The organism is Mesorhizobium sp. IMUNJ 23232, assembly GCF_044326205.1.
In the GTDB taxonomy this organism is placed as follows: Bacteria; Pseudomonadota; Alphaproteobacteria; order Rhizobiales; family Rhizobiaceae; genus Kumtagia.
Window position 1 is genome coordinate 22,062 of record NZ_JBIRCY010000005.1, and the last position, 19,161, is coordinate 41,222.

Annotated in this window: 22 protein-coding genes and 1 pseudogene; 18 read left to right on the forward strand and 5 right to left on the reverse strand. The window is 62.8% G+C overall.

Going from position 1 to position 19,161, the window contains the following annotated elements; genetic code table 11:
• Positions 1–29: 29 nt before the first annotated feature.
• A complete protein-coding gene (locus ACH196_RS04915) occupies positions 30–617 on the reverse strand; it encodes a transglycosylase SLT domain-containing protein (RefSeq protein ID WP_396645417.1) in 588 nt (195 codons plus the stop codon).
• A gap of 218 nt (positions 618–835) precedes the next feature.
• Between ACH196_RS04915 and ACH196_RS04920 the strand changes: the two genes are divergently transcribed.
• The 10 genes from ACH196_RS04920 to ACH196_RS04965 all read left to right on the forward strand — a co-directional run bounded on the left by ACH196_RS04920 (position 836) and on the right by ACH196_RS04965 (position 10,717).
• Complete coding sequence (locus ACH196_RS04920; RefSeq protein WP_396645419.1) at positions 836–2,374, forward strand: trimethylamine methyltransferase family protein; 1,539 nt, start codon at positions 836–838, stop codon at positions 2,372–2,374.
• A gap of 102 nt (positions 2,375–2,476) precedes the next feature.
• Entirely contained in the window at positions 2,477–4,939 is a 2,463-nt protein-coding gene (locus ACH196_RS04925) for an FAD-dependent oxidoreductase (protein WP_396645421.1), read from the forward strand.
• Between the two features lie 81 nt (positions 4,940–5,020).
• Positions 5,021–5,500, forward strand: coding sequence for a DUF1772 domain-containing protein (locus ACH196_RS04930; protein ID WP_396645423.1), 480 nt, complete (start codon positions 5,021–5,023; stop codon positions 5,498–5,500).
• A gap of 134 nt (positions 5,501–5,634) precedes the next feature.
• Positions 5,635–6,990, forward strand: coding sequence for an NAD(P)-dependent oxidoreductase (locus ACH196_RS04935; RefSeq protein WP_396645425.1), 1,356 nt, complete (start codon positions 5,635–5,637; stop codon positions 6,988–6,990).
• 5 nt (positions 6,991–6,995) lie between these two features.
• The gene (locus tag ACH196_RS04940) at positions 6,996–7,319 is read left to right on the forward strand and encodes a hypothetical protein (RefSeq protein ID WP_396645427.1); all 324 of its coding nucleotides are present in this window, start codon (positions 6,996–6,998) and stop codon (positions 7,317–7,319) included.
• Positions 7,320–7,328: 9 nt separating this feature from the next.
• Positions 7,329–8,642, forward strand: coding sequence for an NAD-dependent dihydropyrimidine dehydrogenase subunit PreA (gene preA / locus ACH196_RS04945; protein WP_396645429.1), 1,314 nt, complete (start codon positions 7,329–7,331; stop codon positions 8,640–8,642).
• A gap of 164 nt (positions 8,643–8,806) precedes the next feature.
• Positions 8,807–9,178 carry a DoxX family protein gene (locus ACH196_RS04950; RefSeq protein ID WP_396645431.1) on the forward strand — a complete coding sequence of 124 codons (372 nt, stop codon included), beginning with the start codon at positions 8,807–8,809 and terminating at the stop codon, positions 9,176–9,178.
• Positions 9,179–9,297: 119 nt separating this feature from the next.
• Positions 9,298–9,795, forward strand: a complete 498-nt coding sequence (locus ACH196_RS04955) for an RrF2 family transcriptional regulator (RefSeq protein ID WP_396645433.1) — start codon at positions 9,298–9,300, stop codon at positions 9,793–9,795.
• A gap of 34 nt (positions 9,796–9,829) precedes the next feature.
• Positions 9,830–10,291, forward strand: coding sequence for a carboxymuconolactone decarboxylase family protein (locus ACH196_RS04960; RefSeq protein ID WP_396645435.1), 462 nt, complete (start codon positions 9,830–9,832; stop codon positions 10,289–10,291).
• 57 nt (positions 10,292–10,348) lie between these two features.
• Positions 10,349–10,717 carry a DoxX family protein gene (locus tag ACH196_RS04965; protein WP_396645437.1) on the forward strand — a complete coding sequence of 123 codons (369 nt, stop codon included), beginning with the start codon at positions 10,349–10,351 and terminating at the stop codon, positions 10,715–10,717.
• Positions 10,718–10,752: 35 nt separating this feature from the next.
• On the opposite strand, the gene ACH196_RS04970 is transcribed toward ACH196_RS04965, so the two are convergent.
• Entirely contained in the window at positions 10,753–11,061 is a 309-nt protein-coding gene (locus tag ACH196_RS04970) for an EthD family reductase (RefSeq protein ID WP_396645439.1), read from the reverse strand.
• A 360-nt stretch (positions 11,062–11,421) separates the two neighbouring features.
• On the opposite strand from ACH196_RS04970, the gene ACH196_RS04975 reads away from it, so the two are divergent.
• Both ACH196_RS04975 and ACH196_RS04980 read left to right on the forward strand, forming a co-directional pair.
• On the forward strand, positions 11,422–11,718 hold the full coding sequence (locus ACH196_RS04975) for an ArsR/SmtB family transcription factor (protein WP_396645441.1): 297 nt from the start codon (positions 11,422–11,424) through the stop codon (positions 11,716–11,718).
• On the forward strand, positions 11,690–12,235 hold the full coding sequence (locus ACH196_RS04980) for a rhodanese-like domain-containing protein (protein ID WP_396645443.1): 546 nt from the start codon (positions 11,690–11,692) through the stop codon (positions 12,233–12,235). Before ACH196_RS04975 ends, ACH196_RS04980 begins: the two co-directional genes overlap by 29 nt.
• Positions 12,236–12,253: 18 nt before the next feature.
• Here ACH196_RS04980 and ACH196_RS04985 read toward each other — a convergent pair whose 3' ends face one another.
• Positions 12,254–12,886, reverse strand: a complete 633-nt coding sequence (locus ACH196_RS04985; RefSeq protein ID WP_396645445.1) for a TetR family transcriptional regulator C-terminal domain-containing protein — start codon at positions 12,884–12,886, stop codon at positions 12,254–12,256.
• Between the two features lie 237 nt (positions 12,887–13,123).
• On the opposite strand from ACH196_RS04985, the gene ACH196_RS04990 reads away from it, so the two are divergent.
• The 5 genes and pseudogenes from ACH196_RS04990 (at position 13,124) to ACH196_RS05010 (ending at position 17,640) form a co-directional block, all read left to right on the forward strand.
• The gene (locus ACH196_RS04990; protein WP_396645447.1) at positions 13,124–14,452 is read left to right on the forward strand and encodes an aspartate aminotransferase family protein; all 1,329 of its coding nucleotides are present in this window, start codon (positions 13,124–13,126) and stop codon (positions 14,450–14,452) included.
• The gene (locus tag ACH196_RS04995; protein WP_396645449.1) at positions 14,449–14,748 is read left to right on the forward strand and encodes a cupin domain-containing protein; all 300 of its coding nucleotides are present in this window, start codon (positions 14,449–14,451) and stop codon (positions 14,746–14,748) included. Before ACH196_RS04990 ends, ACH196_RS04995 begins: the two co-directional genes overlap by 4 nt.
• 389 nt (positions 14,749–15,137) lie before the next feature.
• Positions 15,138–16,388, forward strand: coding sequence for a Zn-dependent hydrolase (locus ACH196_RS05000; RefSeq protein ID WP_396645451.1), 1,251 nt, complete (start codon positions 15,138–15,140; stop codon positions 16,386–16,388).
• The gene (locus ACH196_RS05005; protein ID WP_396645453.1) at positions 16,378–16,800 is read left to right on the forward strand and encodes a contact-dependent growth inhibition system immunity protein; all 423 of its coding nucleotides are present in this window, start codon (positions 16,378–16,380) and stop codon (positions 16,798–16,800) included. Before ACH196_RS05000 ends, ACH196_RS05005 begins: the two co-directional genes overlap by 11 nt.
• A gap of 76 nt (positions 16,801–16,876) precedes the next feature.
• Positions 16,877–17,640, forward strand: a pseudogene (locus tag ACH196_RS05010) (endo alpha-1,4 polygalactosaminidase).
• Between the two features lie 171 nt (positions 17,641–17,811).
• Here ACH196_RS05010 and ACH196_RS05015 read toward each other — a convergent pair.
• Positions 17,812–18,183, reverse strand: a complete 372-nt coding sequence (locus ACH196_RS05015) for a hypothetical protein (protein WP_396645455.1) — start codon at positions 18,181–18,183, stop codon at positions 17,812–17,814.
• A 90-nt stretch (positions 18,184–18,273) separates the two neighbouring features.
• On the opposite strand from ACH196_RS05015, the gene ACH196_RS05020 reads away from it, so the two are divergent.
• Positions 18,274–18,666, forward strand: a complete 393-nt coding sequence (locus ACH196_RS05020; RefSeq protein ID WP_396645457.1) for a hypothetical protein — start codon at positions 18,274–18,276, stop codon at positions 18,664–18,666.
• A gap of 35 nt (positions 18,667–18,701) precedes the next feature.
• Here the strand turns inward: ACH196_RS05020 and ACH196_RS05025 are convergent, their stop codons facing one another.
• On the reverse strand, positions 18,702–19,115 hold the full coding sequence (locus tag ACH196_RS05025) for a cupin domain-containing protein (RefSeq protein ID WP_396645459.1): 414 nt from the start codon (positions 19,113–19,115) through the stop codon (positions 18,702–18,704).
• Positions 19,116–19,161: the final 46 nt, after the last annotated feature.

Sequence of the window (19,161 nt, forward strand, 5' to 3'; positions counted from 1 at the left end):
GCGAGCCTTCTTGGCGTTCGTCCAGCCGCTCAGCCGCCGCAGGAACGCAACTGGACCTGATAACGGCGTGCCATATCATCGGTATCGCGCGCGTATTTTTGGATTTCCGGGGTCCAGTTGCCACGCTTGAAGCCGCCCCAGCCGTGGTAATAGGCGAGGTACAGGCGGAACGTGTCGTCGGGCGCGACGCCGTAATTGCTGACGGTTTTGGAATGATACCAGCCGACGAAATCCACCGCGTCGGCGAATTTGGTGCGCCGGGCGGTAAAGTTTCCCGTCTCGCGTTGGTATTGCGACCAGGTGCCGTTGAGCGCCTGCGAATAACCGTAGGCGCTGGAGACGCGCGTCCACGGAATGAAGCCGAAGAGTTTTGTGCGCTTTGGCCGCGCATTGCCCTTGAAGCCGGATTCTTTTCGCACCGTCGCCATGAGCACATGGACGGGGATACCGTATTTTTGCTCAGTCTTCTTCGCGGAGTCCTGCCAGTTGTCGAACCAGCCGTCGCGCTGTTCGAAGACGGCGCAGATGTCGTTGATGTGGCTCGGAGGCGTGGCGCAGGCCGACAGCGCAAGCAGAAGCGCGACCGGTACAATTTTACTAAAACGCGACACACACATTCCCGGACCAATAGGCCCAAAACATAAAAGGAGTCTTGCCGGCGCCGTTAAGGAATCTGGCGCGGCGATGCGAGGCTTGGCAAAGGATCAGGATTCCGACAGTTGGTGTCGTTTTGCTCTTATTCTGCCTTCTCCAATGACGCCACGGCTAAAATCGCGCCTGCGAATGACGAATTCCTGACAGCCGGGCGGCCCTGGTGGGGTCTTTGATATCTGTCATGACCGCATCCCGCAGCCGACGCAGCGCCGACCGCGCCCATTCACGGGCCGGCGCAGCCATACCGCAACTAAGCGCGAAAAACGTACGCAACCCCTATCCGCCGATGCAGCTTCTGTCGGTGGACCAGATCGAGGCGATCCACGAAGCCTCAATGCGTATCCTCGAAAATTTCGGCATCGAGGTGATGTCTTCGCGAGCGCTCGCCCTGTTCGAACAAGCGGGCGCATCGGTCGATCACGCCACGCAGACCGTTCGACTGGATCGCGGGCTGGTCGCGGAAAAGCTGCAAACGACACGGCCGACCTATACGCTGACGCCGCGCAACCCGGCGCAGGCCGTGCATATTGGCGGCGACACCATCAACTTCACGCTGGTCGCCGGGCCACCGAATGTCCATGATTGCGAGCGCGGGCGGCGCGCCGGAAACTATGGCGACTATTGCGAGCTGGTAAGGCTGGCGCAGCATTTCAACTGCATCACCATGCTCGGCAACCAGGTCTGCGCGCCGGTCGAACTGCCGGCCAACTCGCGCCACCTCGACACTTATCTCGCCAACCTGACGCTGACCGACAAGGCGTTCCACGTTTCGGCGATCGGCCGGGGCAGGGCGCTCGACGGCATCGAGATGATGGCGATTTCGCGCGGCCTGACGCTGGAGCAGCTAGCGGACGATTCCGGCGTGACCACCATCATCTCAGTCAACTCGCCGCGCCGCTTCGACGAGATGATGGCGGAAGGGCTGATGACCATGGCCGAATTTGGCCAATCCGTGGCGGTGACGCCGTTTACGCTGATGGGCGCGATGAGCCCGGTGACGCTGGCCGGCGCGCTGGCGCAGCAGAACGCCGAGGCGCTGTTCGGCATCGTGCTGACGCAACTGGTGCGGCCCGGTGCGCCAGTGATGTACGGCGCTTTCACCTCGAATGTCGACATGCGCTCAGGTGCACCGGCCTTCGGCACCCCCGAAAACACCAAGGCCAACATCGCCTCCGGCCAACTGGCGCGGCGCTACAACCTGCCCTACCGCACGACGCCGGGCAGCGCCTCCAATGCCGCCGACGCGCAGGGCGCCTACGAGACCATGATGGCGCTGTGGGGCGCGGTGCTCGGCCACGGCAATCTCGTCTACCACGCCGCCGGCTGGCAGGAGGGCGGGCTGACTGCGTCGTTCGAAAAGTTCATCCTCGACGTCGAGATGATCCAGCACATGATCGAGTTCCTGCGGCCGATCGCGGTGGACGAGGGCGAGCTGGCGCTGGATGCGCTCGGCCGCGTGCCGACGGGCGGACATTTTTTCGGCGACCCGCATACGCTCGAGCGTTATTCGACCGCGTTCTACCAGCCGATCGTGTCGAACTGGCAGAATTACGAAGCTTGGGCCGAGGCTGGCGGGCTCGATGCCACGGCGCGCGCGACGCGGGTGTGGAAGAAGGCGCTGGAGGAATATCGGCAACCGGCCATGGATGCTTCCGTGCGCGAGGCGCTGGAGGCGTATGTGGCGAGGCGGAAGGAAGAGATCGGGGATGGGGAGCCGTGAGGTCGTTGCGTCACTCTGCCCGGAATCCCTCACGCTTTGATTTAGCCTCCTCCCAAAACGATTCCTGAAATCCCTCCAACTCCCTGAACGAGAACGAAAATCATGAAATCGCATGCACGGGTCGTGGTCATCGGAGGCGGCGTCGTCGGCTGCTCGGTGCTGTTCCATCTGGCGCGAGCCGGCTGGACCGACGTCGTGCTGCTGGAGCGCGACGAACTGACGTCGGGCTCCACCTGGCACGCCGCCGGCGGCATGCACACCATCAACGGCGATCCGAACGTCGCCAAACTGCAGAAATACACGATCGAACTTTATAAGGAGATCGAGGAGCTTTCCGGCCAGGCGACCGGCGTGCACATCACCGGCGGCGTGCTGCTGGCCGCCACCGAGGCGCGCATGGACTGGCTGCGCGGCGTCGTCGCCAAGGGCCGCTATCTCGGGCTCGACCTGGAAGAGATTTCCGCGGAGGAGGCCCACCGCCTGATGCCGCTGCTCGACCCGAAACAGTTCGTCGGCGCGGTGCGCAATTCGGAGGATGGGCATCTCGATCCGTCCGGCGTCACCCACGCCTACGCCAAGGCGGCGCGAAAACTCGGCGCGGAGGTCGAGCGCTTCACCAAGGTCGAGGACATCCAGCGGCTGGCCGATGGCACCTGGCGCATCATCACCAACAAGGGCGAAATCGTCGCAGAGCATGTGGTCAACGCCGGCGGGCTGTGGGCGCGCGAGGTCGGCCGTATGGTTGGACTTGAACTGCCGGTGCTCGCCATGGAGCATATGTACCTCATCACCGAGGACATGCCGGAAGTCGCCGAGGTGAACCGGACGACCGGGAAAGAGGTGATCCACGCCGTCGATTTCGACGGCGAGCTTTACCTGCGCCAGGAGCGCGGCGGCATGCTGATGGGCACCTACGAGAAGGCCAACAAGCCGTGGTCGGAATGGTCCACGCCATGGAATTTCGGCCACGAACTCTTGGAGCCCGACATCGACCGCATCGCGCCGTCGCTGGAGGTCGGGTTCCGGCATTTCCCGGCGTTCCAGAACACCGGCATCAAGCAGATCATCAACGGCCCGTTCACCTTCGCGCCGGACGGCAATCCGCTGGTCGGGCCGGTGCGCGGCCTGCCGAATTTCTGGGTGGCCTGCGGGGTGATGGCCGGCTTTTCGCAGGGCGGCGGCGTCGGGCTGGCGCTGTCAAACTGGATGATCCACGGCGATCCGGGTTTCGACATTTTTGCGATGGATGTGGCGCGCTACGGCGACTGGGCGTCGATGCGCTACACCAATGCGAAGGTGCGCGAAAACTATTCGCGGCGGTTTTCGATCCGCTTCCCCAACGAGGAACTGCCGGCCGGCCGGCCGCTGAAGACGACGCCGGTCTACGATCTGCTTACGGCGCGCGGTGCGCAGTTCGGTGTCGCCTATGGGCTGGAGGTGCCGCTCTGGTATGCGCCTCATGGCGTCAAGGACGAGTTTTCCTGGCGGCGTTCCAGCGACTTCCCGCATGTGGCGAAGGAGGTCGCGACCGTGCGCGAGCGGGTCGGCCTGGGCGAGATTTCCAGCTACGCGAAATACCGCGTGACGGGGCAGAAGGCCAAGGCTTGGCTCGATCGCATGCTTGCCTGTAGGCTGCCGAAGCCGGGCCGCATGACGCTGGCGCCGATGCTGAAGGAAGACGGCAAACTGATCGGCGATTTTTCGCTGGCGAATTTGGGTGGAGCGCTGCCTGTGAATGGGGGTTCGACAGGTGGCGACCAAGAGTGGCTGATCCTCGGCTCGGGCATCGCCGAGCAATATCACATGCGCTGGTTCGAACAGCATTTGCCGGCGGATGGCTCGGTTTACGTCGAGGCGCTGGGGCTGAAACTCACCGGCCTGTCGATCGCCGGACCCAAGGCGCGCGACGTGCTGGCGAAGGTGACGCATGACGACGTGTCGAACGCGGCGTTTCCCTTCATGGCGATCCGGCGGATGGATATCGACATGGCGCCCTGCATCGTCGGCCGCGTCAGCTATTCGGGCGACCTCGGCTACGAGATCTGGATGGCGCCGGAATACCAGCGGCATGTGTTCACCACGCTGCTGGAAGCCGGCGAGGAATTTTCCGTCGGCCTGTTCGGCGGCAGGGCGCTGAACGCGCTCAGGCTGGAGAAGAACTACGGCACATGGGCGCGCGAATACCGGCCCATCTACGGGCCGGTTGAAGCGGGGCTTGACCGCTTCGTTGCCTATTCGAAGGAAGCCGACTTCATCGGCAAGGCCGGCGCATTGGCCGAGCGGAAAAACGGCGGAAAATACCGGCTGCGTGCCTTCGTCATGGAGGCGCTCGACGCTGACGTGATCGGCGACGAGACGATCTGGCACGGCGGCGCGGTTGTAGGCTGGGTGACGTCCGGCGGCTACGCGCACAATGCCCAGAAATCGGTGGCGTTGGGTTATGTGCCCAAGGAAGTCACCGGCGAGCAGGACGGTTTCGAGATCGAATTGCTCGGCCGGAGACATAAGGCGCGCCTTCAGCCGGCGCCGCTGTTCGACGCCAATCTGGAGCGGCTGAGGGGATAAGACCAATGCCGGCGGCGGAACCATGCCGGCTGCGATGGGTTGAGACCAAAACGGAGCCGCCGGATTCCGGCGCAACGTCCAATGTTCAGCGCTTTGCAAATCTTCAGCCTGCTGCTTGTCGCCGTCGCCATGGCGCTCTCGCTTGCCCATACGCTGGAGCTTCCGGGCAAGCTTCGGCTGTCGGAGGCGGAGTATCTGGCGGTGCAGCCGATCTATTATCCCGGCTTCACCATCGGCGGTGGCGCCGAGCCGGCGGCCGTCGTCGTACTGATCGTTCTTGCCCTCTTCATGCCGGCGGGCGCGCCGTTCTGGCTGACGGTCGGCGCGGCGGCAGCGGTTGCAGCCATGCAGGTGGTTTTCTGGCTGGCGACCCAGCCGGTCAACAAGGTCTGGCTGCAACGAACCAAACTGTCGAAGGCCGGCGAGAGCTTCTTCGGCGCGGTCTGGATGCGGTCGGACGAGATAGCCGACTGGCGCAGCCTGCGCGACCGCTGGGAGGATCTCATGTTGTCCGCGCAGTCCTGTCGACGCTCGGCTTTGTTCTGCTTTCGGCGGCGGTAGTGCTCGCTTGAGCGGCGGCCGCCGTGAGCCTACGTGTCGGTTTTCACCCAAAATTTGACCGATTGATAAAAAATCGAAACGTGCTAGCCTGACCCCAACAAAGCCAGCGAAAAGCCAGCTCAAGGGGAACATGGATGGCTGAAGGCCAGTTCAAGGAAGGCATCGCCGCGGCGCGTCTGTCGCCGGTGCAATATGCTGAGAATTTTGCCGACCTGCATCCGCCGCTCGACCATCACGAGGCGCTGGTCGAGGCCGACCGGTGCTACTTCTGCTACGACGCGCCGTGCATGAATGCGTGCCCGACCTCGATCGACATCCCGCTGTTCATCCGCCAGATTTCTACGGGCAATCCGATCGGCTCGGCCAAAACCATCTTCGACCAGAACATTCTGGGCGGCATGTGCGCCCGCGTCTGTCCGACCGAAACGCTGTGCGAGGAAGTCTGCGTGCGCGAGACGGCCGAGGGCAAGCCGGTGCAGATCGGCCGGCTGCAGCGTTTCGCCACCGACACCGCCATGCGACAGGGCAAGCAGTTTTATGAGCGCGCAGCACCGACCGGCAAGAGGATCGCCGTGGTCGGCGCGGGGCCGGCCGGCCTTGCCGCCGCGCACCGGCTGGCGCGGTATGGACATGACGTGACGATCTTCGAGGCGCGGCCGAAAGCCGGCGGGCTCAACGAATACGGCATTGCCGCCTACAAGAGCGTCGACGATTTCGCCCACGCCGAGGTGGAGTATGTGACGGCGATCGGCGGCATCGCCATCGAGAACGGCAAGGCGCTGGGCCGCGACATCCAGCTTTCCGAACTGACGGCCAATTTTGACGCGGTTTTCCTCGGCATGGGCATGGCCGGCGTCAATGCGTTGCGCGCCGAGGGCGAGGAGGCCGACGGGGTTCGTGACGCTGTGGAATTCATCGCCGAACTGCGGCAAGCCTCTGATCTTGGCGGATTGCCGGTCGGGCGGCGCGTCGTCGTGATCGGCGGTGGCATGACTGCGGTCGACGCTGCGGTGCAGTCAAAACTGCTCGGCGCCGAGGAGGTGACCATCTGCTACCGGCGCGGCCAGGAGCACATGAACGCCTCGGAATACGAGCAGGATCTGGCAGCCGCCAACGGCGTGACGATCCGCCACTGGCTGCAGCCGAAGCGAGTGATCGCCGAGGGTGGCAAGGTGTCGGGCATCGAGCTCGAATATACGGCGATGGCTGGCGACAGGCTGGCCGGAACCGGCGAACTTCTCATGCTGCCCGCCGACCAAGTGTTCAAGGCGATCGGCCAGACCTTTGTGCCGGCGGCGCTGAACGGCAGCGGCCCGGCGATGGTGCTGGAAAGCGGACGCATCAAGGTTGATGCGGAGGGCCGGACTTCGCTGGCAAAGGTATGGGCCGGCGGCGACTGCGTTGCCGACACGCGCGAGGATCTGACGGTTTCGGCGGTTGCGGCCGGCCGCGACGCGGCGGAGAGCATTCACCGGGCGATGCTGGGGTAATCACGTTGCTTGGTCGCCTGAAAGAAGTTTGGGCAAACGCGACCCGGCGAAAGAATAGTCTCTATCTTGTTGGAGACGGCGACGATGATGATCTGATCGACGCGATAGATAAGCATTTCGGCGTATTGATACGGTCATCTAAAGTGCTTCCACTCATCACAGTGGGTGATCTTAGCGACGAGATCGCAGAGCAACTCCGAACCAAGCCAAATCGCGAAATCGATACGCAAGGGCTTTGGAATGAACTCTGTCGGATCGTCGTACGCGAGACTGGTTGCACCGCTCAGATAGACCGTGCGACGACATTTATTTCTAGCGACGCCAAATGAGGTAGCGCCATGGCAGACATCCGCAACCACTTCGTCGGCATCAAATCACCGAATCCGTTCTGGCTGGCCTCGGCGCCGCCAACCGACAAGGCCTACAACGTCATCCGCGCCTTCAAGGCGGGCTGGGGCGGCGTGGTTTGGAAGACGCTGGGCGAGGAGGGACCGCCGGTCGTCAACGTCAACGGCCCGCGTTACGGCGCCATCTGGGGTGCCGACCGCCGCCTGCTAGGCTTGAACAATATCGAGTTGATCACCGACCGCGCGCTGCAGATCAACCTGCAGGAGATCAAGCAGGTGAAGCGCGACTGGCCGGACCGGGCGCTGGTCGTCTCGCTGATGGTTCCCTGCGAGGAACATGCCTGGAAGGCGATCCTTCCTGTCGTGGAGGATACCGGCGCCGACGGCATCGAGCTCAATTTCGGCTGCCCGCACGGCATGAGCGAACGCGGCATGGGCGCCGCTGTCGGGCAGGTGCCGGAATATATCGAGATGGTGGTGCGCTGGTGCAAACAGAACACCCGCATGCCGGTGATCACCAAGCTGACGCCGAACATCACCGACATCCGCCGCCCGGCGCGCGCGGCTAACGCCGGCGGCACCGACGCGGTGAGCCTGATCAACACGATCAACTCGATCACCTCGGTCAATCTCGACAGTTTTTCGCCGGAGCCATCGATTGACGGCAAAGGCAGCCATGGTGGCTATTGCGGCCCGGCGGTGAAGCCGATTGCGCTGAACATGGTCGCGGAGATCGCCCGCGATCCAGAGACACGCGGCCTGCCGATCTCGGGCATTGGTGGCATTACCACTTGGCGCGACGCGGCGGAGTTTTTGGCTCTCGGTGCCGGCAACGTGCAGGTGTGCACGGCGGCGATGACCTACGGCTTCAAGATTGTGCAGGAGATGATCGAGGGGCTGAAGAATTGGATGGACGAGAAAGGCCATGCCTCGCTCGATTCGATCGTCGGTCGCGCCACGCCAAATGTCAGCGACTGGCAGTTCCTCAACCTCAACTACGTCGCCAAGGCGCGCATCGACCAGGACGCCTGTATCAAATGCGGCCGCTGCCATATCGCCTGCGAGGATACTTCTCACCAGGCGATCACATCGATCGTCAACGGCGTGCGGCATTTCGAGGTGATGGAGGACGAGTGCGTCGGCTGCAACCTATGCGTCAACGTCTGCCCGGTGGAAGGCTGCATCACCATGGAACCGCTGGCCGCCGGCGTGATCGACCAGCGCACGCAAAAACCCGTGTCGCCGGTCTACGCCAACTGGAGCACGCATCCGAACAATCCGATGGCGAAGGTGGCGGCGGAGTAGGAGCCGCAGGGGACAGTCTACTTTTATCCCCTTGATCCATCGGCAGATCGTCGAGCCTTTCAGGGGATAAAAGTAAACCGTCCCCGGGTTCCCGCGCCGGTTGCGTTTGCGCTTCCAGCGGCGCTTGCGATCGTCTATCACCGCCGTCAAACAGGCGGGTGGACATGACGACCGCAGAGTTTCTGACGCATATCGGCCGGATCATTTTCGGCGGCTTTTTTCTCATCGCCGGTATCCGGAACTTCCTGCATTTCCGCGAGCGAACGGAGCTTTCCACAAACTATGGCTGGCGGCTGCCGGCGGCGCTGATCGCCGTGGGTTTTGCGATGCAGCTTGTCGGCGGCGTGTCGCTCATCTTCAACCTGCATGCCGCGACCGGGGCGGGATTGCTGATCGTCTTCCTCATCGTGGCGACATCGCTCTACCACAACCTCTTCATGTTCCAGGGCAAGGAGCGCGACCCGCATCTTTATCTGACGCTGGTCAACATCACGCTTGCCGGCGGCTTGCTTATGGTGATCGCCGACGCGCTGTAGTCAGCCTCGGTCAGTTCACGAACGAGCAAACCCTGTCATTCGGATAACGGAATGGTGGTTACGCCTATTGCGGATATAAAATATCCATGATATAAAATATCCACGATTGGAGATCGTCCATGAAGCTCAGCGAAGGCGTGGAGGCGGCGGTGCATTCGGCGATCGTGCTGGCCGACCTGCCCGAGGGCGCCACCCTGCCCAGCTCGGCGCTGGCCGAGTATCATGGCGTGTCCGGAAGCTATCTGCTCAAGCACCTGAAGGACCTCGTTGCGGCAAAAATCCTGGATTCGGTGCCGGGGCCGGCCGGTGGATACCGGCTGGCGCGTGGCGTCGACAGGATCAGCCTGCTCGACGTCGTGCTGGCGGTGGAGGGGCCGCAGCCGGCCTTCCGCTGCCTGGAAATCCGCCAGAAGGGTCCGGGTGCGCTGGAGCCCGCCTCCTACAAAAGACCGTGCGGCATCAACACGGCAATGCTGAAGGCCGAGCGCGCCTATCGCGCTGTGCTCGCCGAGACAAAACTCTCCGACCTGATCGAGGAGTACGAGATCGATGCCGACCCGAGGGCGGTGGCGTTCGGCTGCGCTTTCCTCGAACGTTATCAGCGCATGCCGCGCTAATCGATTTTTCCTCAACCAAATGAAAGGAACGACCATGAAGACGCGCATGAACTATTTCGCCAAGGCGCCTGAACTGCTGAAGGCGGTAAGCGCGCTCGAACAGGCTGTGCAGGATTCCGGCTTCGACAGAAAGCTCACGCATCTGGTGAAGCTACGCGCCTCGCAGATCAATGGCTGCGCCTATTGCGTCGACATGCATGTCAAGGAGGCGCGCAAGGACGGCGAGACCGAGCAGCGCATTCACCTGATCAGCGCCTGGCGCGAGAGCCCGCTCTACAGCGAGCGCGAACGGGCCGCATTGGAGTGGACCGAGGCACTGACCCTGCTGCCGCAGAGCCGCGCCAACGACGAATTCTACGAGCCGCTGAAGACGCATTTTTCCGACGCGGAGATCGTGCAGCTCACCGTGCTGATCGGCGCCATCAATGTTTGGAACCGGCTCGCCGTCGGTTTCCGCTCGCAGCATCCGGTCGACCGACAGGCCGCAGCGGCCTAAGGTCGCTTGAAGGAGGGCGGCACGGACCCGTGCCGCCCATGCAGAACCGGAGGGGCAATGGATCCCGACTTCTCGACGGCGATGATCGCGATCGGCCGCATTCTGCTCGGCGGCGCCTTCGTATTCGCCGGCATCCGCAACATCATCAACGCGTCGCTGGTGAGTGGCATGATGGCGGCGCGGGGCGTGCCGATGGCGAGGCAGGCGCTTTATGCCGGCATCGTGCTGCAGATTTTAGCCGGCCTGCTGCTAGCCGCCGGCCTGTGGGTGCCCTACGCCGCTGGGGCGCTGATCGTCTTCCTCATCGCCGCCACCCCGATGTTCCACAATTTCTGGGATGTTCAGGGACCGGAGCGGGCGGCGAAGATCAACGGCTGGGTCAGCAATGTCGCGCTGGCAGGCGGCCTGCTGATTGCCGCTGCTTGAGTTAGGCGAGCGTTGTGTAGCCCGCTCCGACCGCCTCAAACCTCGACTGTATCGAAGACCAGCAAATCCACCCCGCCATCGGCGAAATTGGCGAGGTCGCCGGCAGTCGCCTGGCCCTCAGGCGAGCCCAGCGCGCTCTGGATCGCCGCGACGGAATCGAACTGCAACGTGGCGACCAGATGGAAATCCGAGGGACCCGCCGGCGTGTTCACGCCACCCTTGCTGATGTCGTATTTGCGCAAGCCGGGAATCTTCTTGGCCAACGGAATGTGAGTGGCGTGGTAGTAGCGGTCGAAGGCGTCCTTGTCCTTCGGCGTCTTATAAAGTGCGATTAGTTTTGCCATCGGTTTTCCTCCCGGTTGTGGATGCTCCGGGTTTGCGGCCCGCAACATCGATGCTTGCTCGGCGCGATGGTGTGCCAGGCATGCATGGCAGGCAATGGGACTTTCGGGGCAAGCGGCACGCCGGCCCTCACGCCGTCGCGAACTGGTCCCAGGCGCGCAGCGCGTCCGCCGCATACATCAACGCCGGGCCGCCGCCCATATAGACCGATATGTCGCTGGTGATCTGGCGAAAATCCTTGGTCATCATGGTCTCCGGAATAGTGCTTGTCATATGCGATTTTTTTGATATCATAAAAGTATGAAATGTAAACGCGGGTCGCGATGGGGTTGAGCGACGAAATGCCCGAAAGGGCGCAGGCCGTGGCGGGCTTCCTCAAAGGGCTGGCGAATGCCGACCGGCTGCTGGTGCTGTGCGCGCTGGCCGACGGCGAGAAGAACGTCACGCAACTGGTCGAGATGACAGACATCGCGCAGACCTCGATGTCGCAGCATCTCGCCAAACTGCGCGAGCAGGGCATTGTCGATTTTCGCCGCGCGCATCGCCAACTGTTCTATTTCATCAGCAACCGGGCGGCGGACGAGGTCATGGCCGTCCTTTACAGGCACTTTTGCAGGATGGACCAAAACGATGCATCAGAACGCGATCAGGACGGTTGATCCGCAAACCGCCGCCGGATGGCACTCGGCCGGCGACGCCATTCTCGTCGATGTACGCGAGCCGGAAGAATTCCGCGCCGAGCACATTCCCTACGCCGCGTCGGTGCCGATGCAAGCGGCCTTTCGGCTCGGCGAGGCGTCTGGCCTGCCGCGGGGCCGCAGAATCATCTTCCAATGCCTGGCCGGCAGCCGGGGCGCACAGGTCTGCGGCGCGGTCGCGGGAGCCTTTCCGGACCGTGAAATCTACAATCTCGCCGGCGGCATAACGGCGTGGAAGGGCGCCGGCCTGCCCGTCGTCGGTACGACGGGCCGCGGGGCGGCATTGCCCTCGCTGTTCCGCCAGGTGCAGATCGCGGTCGGCTCGCTGCTGCTGGCCTTTCTTGCGCTGGGCTGGCTGGCCAATCCCGCCAGCTACGCCGTGGCGGCGGCAATGGCGGCCATGCTGGTCGTGGCGGGCGTCACAGGCTGGTGCGGCATGGCGATGCTGCTGTCGCGCATGCCGTGGAACAGGGCCTGACAGCCGCTCAGGCCGGAATCAGGCGGACGGTCTCAGGCCGTTTAGAAAAAGCTGCTCCAGGAACCGAGCGGCGTCCTCGAAGCGGCCGTCGGCGCCGCGGTCCGGTCCAAGGACGGCGCGCACCTGCACGTCGAAGTCGGCATAATGCTGGGTGGTCGCCCAGATCGAGAAGATCAGATGGTAAGGATCGGTGCGGGCGATCTTTCCCGAACGCATCCAGCCCTTGATCACTTCGACCTTGTCGTCGACCAGCGCCTTCATCTCGCCGCTGAGGATCGGCATGATGCGCGGCGCGCCTTGAAGAATCTCGTTGGCGAACAGCCGGCTTTCGCGCGGAAAATCGCGCGCCATTTCCAGCTTGCGTCTGATATAGCTCCTGAGCTCGGTCATCGGGTCGCCGATGTCGTCGAGTTCGCGCAACGGTGCAAGCCAGGTGTCGAGCAGGCGCCGCATCAGCGTCACATGGATGTCTTCCTTGCTGCGGAAATAATAGAGCAGGTTGGGTTTCGACATGCCCGCCGCCTCGGCGATCTGGTCGACGGTGGCACCGCGAAAGCCGTGGGCGGAAAACACCTCCAATGCTGCTTCCAGGATCAGCTCGCGCTTTTCCTGCTGGATGCGGGTGCGGGGCCGGCGCGTCGCGCTTTCCATCAGGCTCGGCACCCTTCGCTACAGGAAAAATCGGCTCTCTGGCCCAATCGTCTGGACCAGTTTCTGACCTGCTGTGGAGCGCGATTTCGGCGCGGCATTTCCGATACTATTGTCTTGACCGCCGATCCGGCGGTGCTAACGTTTGTCCAATCGGTCAAAATTTGCGTATCACCAAACGTCGCGAAGACCAAGCGTCGGCCGTTAGCTGGTTAGGGGAATTTCTGGAAAGGCTTGGTCATGTCCAACCGTTTGAAAGTCACGCCGAACGATCTCAGCGCGTTCTGGATGGGGTTCACGCCCAACCGTCAGTTCAAGAAGCAGCCGCGCATCGTCGTGTCCGCCAAGGACATGCACTATCAGTCCTCCGACGGCAGGCAGATCCTCGACGGCGCTGCCGGCCTGTGGTGCGTCAATGCCGGCCACTGCCGGCCCAAGATCACCGAGGCGATCCAGCAGCAGGCGGCTAATCTCGACTTCGCGCCGACCTTCCAGTTCGGCCATCCGACGGTCTTCGAGCTTGCCAACCGCCTCGTCGACATCGCCCCGGCCGGGCTGGAGCATGTCATGTTCACCAATTCCGGCTCGGAATCGGTCGACACGGCGCTGAAGACGGCCATCGCCTATCACCGCGCCAAGGGCGACGGCTCGCGCTTCCGTCTCATCGGCCGCGAGCGCGGCTATCACGGCGTCAATTTCGGCGGCGTCTCGGTTGGCGGCATCGTGCCCAACCGAAAAATGTTCGGCACGTTGCTGACCGGTGTCGATCATCTGCAGCATACGCACAACCTCGCCAAGAACGCCTTCACCAAGGGCGAGCCGGAGCATGGGGTCGAACTCGCCGACGAGCTGGAGCGCATTATCGGCCTGCATGACGCCTCGACCATCGCGGCTGTCATCGTCGAGCCGGTGGCCGGCTCCACCGGCGTTCTCATCCCGCCGAAGGGCTATCTGAAGCGGCTGCGCGAGATCTGTACGAAGCACGGCATCCTGCTGATCTTCGACGAGGTCATCACCGGCTACGGCCGCCTCGGCACGCCATTTGCAGCCGACTATTTTGGCGTGACCCCCGACATCATGGTGACTGCCAAAGGCCTGACCAACGGCGTTATCCCTATGGGCGCGGTGTTCGTCACCAAGGCGATCCACGACGCCTTCATGAACGGGCCGGAGCACATCATCGAGTTCTTCCACGGCTACACCTATTCGGGCAACCCGATCGCCTCGGCCGCCGCGCTCGGCACGCTCGACACCTACAAGGACGAGGGCCTGCTGACGCGCGGCGCCGAGCTCGCGCCCTATTGGGAGGAGGCGGTGCATTCGCTGAAGGGCGAGCCGAACGTCATCGACGTCCGCAACATCGGCCTGATCGGCGCGGTCGAAATGTCGCCCATCCCCGGCGAGCCGGGCAAGCGCGGCTTCAACTCGATCATCCGCGCCTTCGAGCACGGCGCCATGCTGCGCATCACCGGCGATATCATCGCGCTGTCGCCGCCGCTGATCATCACCAAGGGCCAGATCGACGAATTGATCGACCACGTCCGCGACACGATAAGGGCCGTGGCGTGACCTACCAGGCGCGGCAGCAGGCAAACGCCACTCGGTTGGTGGACGACGAAAAAGTGCGCGTCACGCGCTGGGATTTCGATCCAGGCGCGGAGACGCGATGGCATCGCCACGAGATGGACTATGTGGTCACCACGCTGACGCCATGCAGTTTCCTGCTGGAAGAGCCGGGCGGCGGCACGCGGCGCGTCGACATGGAGGCCGGATCGGTCTATCGGCGTGACGAGGGCGTGGAGCACAACGTCGTCAATGGCGGCGACCAGCCGATGAGCTTTGTCGAGGTGGAGCTGAAACGGTAACGCCACACCGGTGAGTGGGTCAATGGGGCATGGTGTCGGCTGCACGAACAGAAAAGCTCGAAGCAGAAAGGCAACTGCTTGAGTCCGAATACAACCGGGCACTGTTGGCTGCGCTCCGAGCTTGTCGTGAGGGGGCTTGGGGGCTCTTTAAACAGAATTCGGGATTGCTGTCGGAGGCCTTGGAAGCGCGTTTGATCCATGCCTCGGTAAGGGAACTCGAGACCGTTGGCGACCGGCTCGTTTTCATAAGGCGCAGGCTCGGGTACACGGACCACTATGGGCCGATGCAGAAACTTCTGGACTTGCAGGCAAGGCGAGACGCAAACACTCTAGGCGAGACGCGCTTGGCCGAAGCGCTTCTTCACGAACTCTATCCAGCGAGACATTGAATGGCAGCCCCCGGCGAAAATCTGCGAATCAATCCAGAGCGTTTGTGGGATTCGATCATGGAGATGGCGAAGATCGGCCCCGGCGTTGCCGGCGGCAACAACCGCCAGACCGTGACCGATGAGGACGGCGAGGGCAGGCATCTGTTCAAGCGCTGGTGCGACGCCGCCGGGCTCGAAATGGGCGTCGACGAAATGGGGACCATGTTCGCCCGCCGCGAGGGCACTGAGTCAGATCTGCCGCCGGTCTATGTCGGCAGCCATCTCGACACCCAGCCGACCGGCGGAAAGTTCGATGGCGTGCTGGGCGTGCTCGGCGGGCTGGAAGTTGTACGCACCCTCAACGACCTTGGCATCAGGACAAAACATCCGATCGTCGTGACCAACTGGACGAACGAGGAGGGTGCGCGTTTCGCCCCGGCGATGATGGCGTCCGGCGTGTTCGCCGGCGTGCTGGATCAGGCCGATGTCTACCAGCACACCGACCGGGCGGGCAAGAAATTCGGCGAGGAGTTGGAGCGCATCGGCTGGAAGGGCGACGAGAAGGTCGGCGACCGGAAGATTCACGCCTTCTTCGAACTGCATATCGAGCAGGGACCGATCCTGGAGGACGAGGGCATCGACATCGGCGTCGTCACCCATGGCCAGGGCCTGAAATGGCTGCAGGTGACGCTGACCGGCAAGGAGGCGCATACGGGCTCCACCCCGATGCCGAAGCGCCGCAACGCCGGGCTCGGCATGGCGCGCGTCACCGAACTGGTGCATGAAGTGGCGATGGACTACCAGCCGGACGCGGTCGGCGCGATCGGCCACATGGAAGTCTATCCCTGTTCGCGCAACATCATCGCCGGAAAAACCGTCTTCACCATCGATATCCGCTCGCCGGAAAAGGAAGTGCTGGACGCGATGGACGGGCGCATCCGCGAGGGCATCGAACTGATCTGCGAGGCGCTGGACATAAAGTTCGAGATCCAGCAGGTCGGCCATTTTGATCCAGTCACCTTCGACGAGAACTGCGTGAAGGCGGTGCGCGACGCCGCCGAACGGCTTGGCTACAGCCACCGCAACATCGTGTCCGGCGCCGGCCACGACGCCTGCTGGATCAACCGCGTCGCGCCGACCGCGATGGTCATGTGCCCATGTGTCGACGGGCTGTCGCACAACGAAGCCGAGGACATCTCTAAGGAATGGGCCGCCGCAGGCGCCGACGTGCTGTTCCACGCGGTGGTGGAAACGGCGGGGATTGTGGCTTGACGCGGCGTTGATCGACGAAACGAAAAGCCTCAATGTCCTGCTGGGGTGGACACCCACCCCACCGCCTTATCCGACGCGCCTTGTCGAAGCATGTGAAGCAGCCTTGGCTGCACCGTTGGGCAGCCTGAGCGCGAGCCAAATTCGCATGTTGATCGGCCAGGGTTTTGGATTGGAAATCCTGTTGCCGAAGGCGTTCGACCTTCTCCGTGAAAATCCGCTGGTATCGGTGGAATTTTACGAAGGTGATCTTCTTTGCACGTGCCTCAAGGCCAAGCAAGAATTTTGGGCTGATCACGACGCGCTTTGGATGGAATTGAATTCCATCGTCGAGTCATTGCATGACACGATGGAGCAGGTGAATCGCGATTTCAAAGAGTTCCAAGCGCGCAATCCGTACGGAGCGAAACTTTGAACGCTTCTGACGGAATGGCGGGCGCTGACGTGTTGTTTCACGCAGTGGTAGAAATGGCGGCCGGCAGTCGCATCGCATGAGAGTTGCCGGCCTGTTGCTCGTTCTCGCATCGACCGACGCGCTTGCGTGGGAAAAATTCCCGCCGGGCGAAAGCTGGGACTGGCAGCTAACTGAGCCGATCGATATCGAGCGCAAGGTAGACGTGCTCGATCTCCATCCCGACCTTGTCGACGCCGATGCCGTGCGGGCGCTCCAGGCGCGCGGCGTGAAGACCATCTGCTATGTCAGCGTCGGCACTCTGGAGAAAACATCGCCGGATCGCGGCCGGTTTCCGAAAGAAGTCGTCGGCAAGGTTTACGGCGACTGGCCGGACGAGCGCTTTCTCGACATCCGCCGGCTCGATGTGCTGTTGCCGCTGATGAAGGCGCGGTTTTTGGCGTGCAAGGCGCTCGGCTTCGACGCCGTCGAGCCGGACAATATGGACGTGCATGAGAACGAGTCGGGATTTCCGATCAACGAGGAGCACGCGGCGTCCTACGTGCTGGCGCTGGCGAAGATCGCGCATGAGACCGGCCTCGCCATCGGCCAGAAGAACGTGCCGGAACTGACGCAGAAGCTTGTCGTTTCGCTGGATTCGCGATTGCCGAGAGCTGCTTTCAGGACGGTTGGTGCGACGCGCTCGCTCCATATGTCGCGGCGGGCAAGGCGGTTTTCGCGGCGGAATATTCCGACCGGCCGCTCGACCTGGCGGCTGCGTGCCGGGCGGCCAAGGCACTGGATATTTCAATGATCGTCAAGGACAGGGATTTGACGCGAGAGTCTCATGCCTGTCGGGATTGAGGTATGGATAGAGAACCGATCGCAAGGCGGCGGACTGGGCGTGATTTGACCAGTTCCACAGCGAAACGGCGCGTTCTACCGCGCCGTCGATTTCAAGATCTGCCAGCCGAGGGGAAATGATGCGACGACTACCGCAGACGGAAGGGGCGCGACAATGATCGTGGCGGAGCGCTACTTTTCCTTGCCGGCCTCTTCGTCTTCCTCGTCCTTGTCGTCGTCATCCTCGTCTTTGTCATCATCATCGCCGTCGTCATCGTCGTCATCGTCGCCGTCTTCATCGCTTTCGGACTCGTCGTCCTTGCTCTCGGCGTCGTCGGATTCCTCGCCGGTCTCCTCGTCAGTCTCGGCCTCTTCATCAGCCTCGGCGACGACCTCCTCCTCATCAGCCTCGGCTACGACTTCTTCGTCTTCCTCAACGTCGGATTCGGCTTGTTCGACGGCCTCGCCGGCATCATTCTCCGGCTGGGCGGCCGCAAGAATTTCCTCGGACGCGGCTGAGGAAGGGGTTTCTTCTTGAACGAGCGTATTGGTTTCTTCTGTCATGTCGGCCTCCGGAAAAGGGTTGCGGAGACGACCCTATGGCCGCGTCATGAATGGGCGGTGACGCCGAGACGACGGCTTGATGTCCTGTCGATGACGGTTTTGCCCGTGGCTTTGCGTGGCGTGTTCGCGATGGCTTTCGCGGCTGCGGCGCTGCCTGCCATCGCCGCCGACACGCTGCCGATCACCGGCGCCTACGGCAACGCAGAGGGCTGCAAGTTCCACAAGGACGGCACGATCGACAACGATACCTTGCTGCTGCTCACCACTGACTGGGTGCAGAGCTACGGCACCGGCTGCGACATCCTGCAGGCGCTGCCGGGCAAGGACGGCGCCTTCCTCATTTCCGGCATATGCGGCTTCGAAGGCGAGGAGACCATCGCGCCGCGCATGATGGTGATCACCAAGGTGCCGGACGATCCGGCGGCCCTGCGCATTCGCGACGAGGAGGGAACGGTGTGGGGCGACGTAAAACCCTGTCCGTAACTAGCTTCCCGCATGGCCCCGACAGGAACGGGAATTCACGCCGGCACGCGCGCGTCGAGATGCGGCAGCAGCACGACGCTCTCCTGCTCGTTCGGATCGGTCCGGGCGATCACCGCTGATGCGGGCTCGTTGGAAAGATTGGCCGGCAGATGCGGCACGCCGGCCGGGATGTAGAACAGGTCGCCGGCACGGGCGACCAGCAGATGTTCCAGCTCATCGCCGAACCAGGTGTGAACCTCGCCCGACAGCACGTAGATCGCCGTCTCGTGGCTTTCATGCATATGCGCCTTGGCGCGGCCACCGGGTGGCACGGTGAGCAGATGCATGCAGATGCCTTGCGAGCCGACCGTCTCCCTGGCGATGCCGGCGAGGTAACGAAAACCCTGCTTGCCGTCGTAACCCTCTTCTGCCCGCAGCAGGCGGCATGTCGGCTTCGATCCCTCTTCCATTTTTGTCTCCTGCAACCCCTGCCCAGCGAATGATGACGATCAGGAC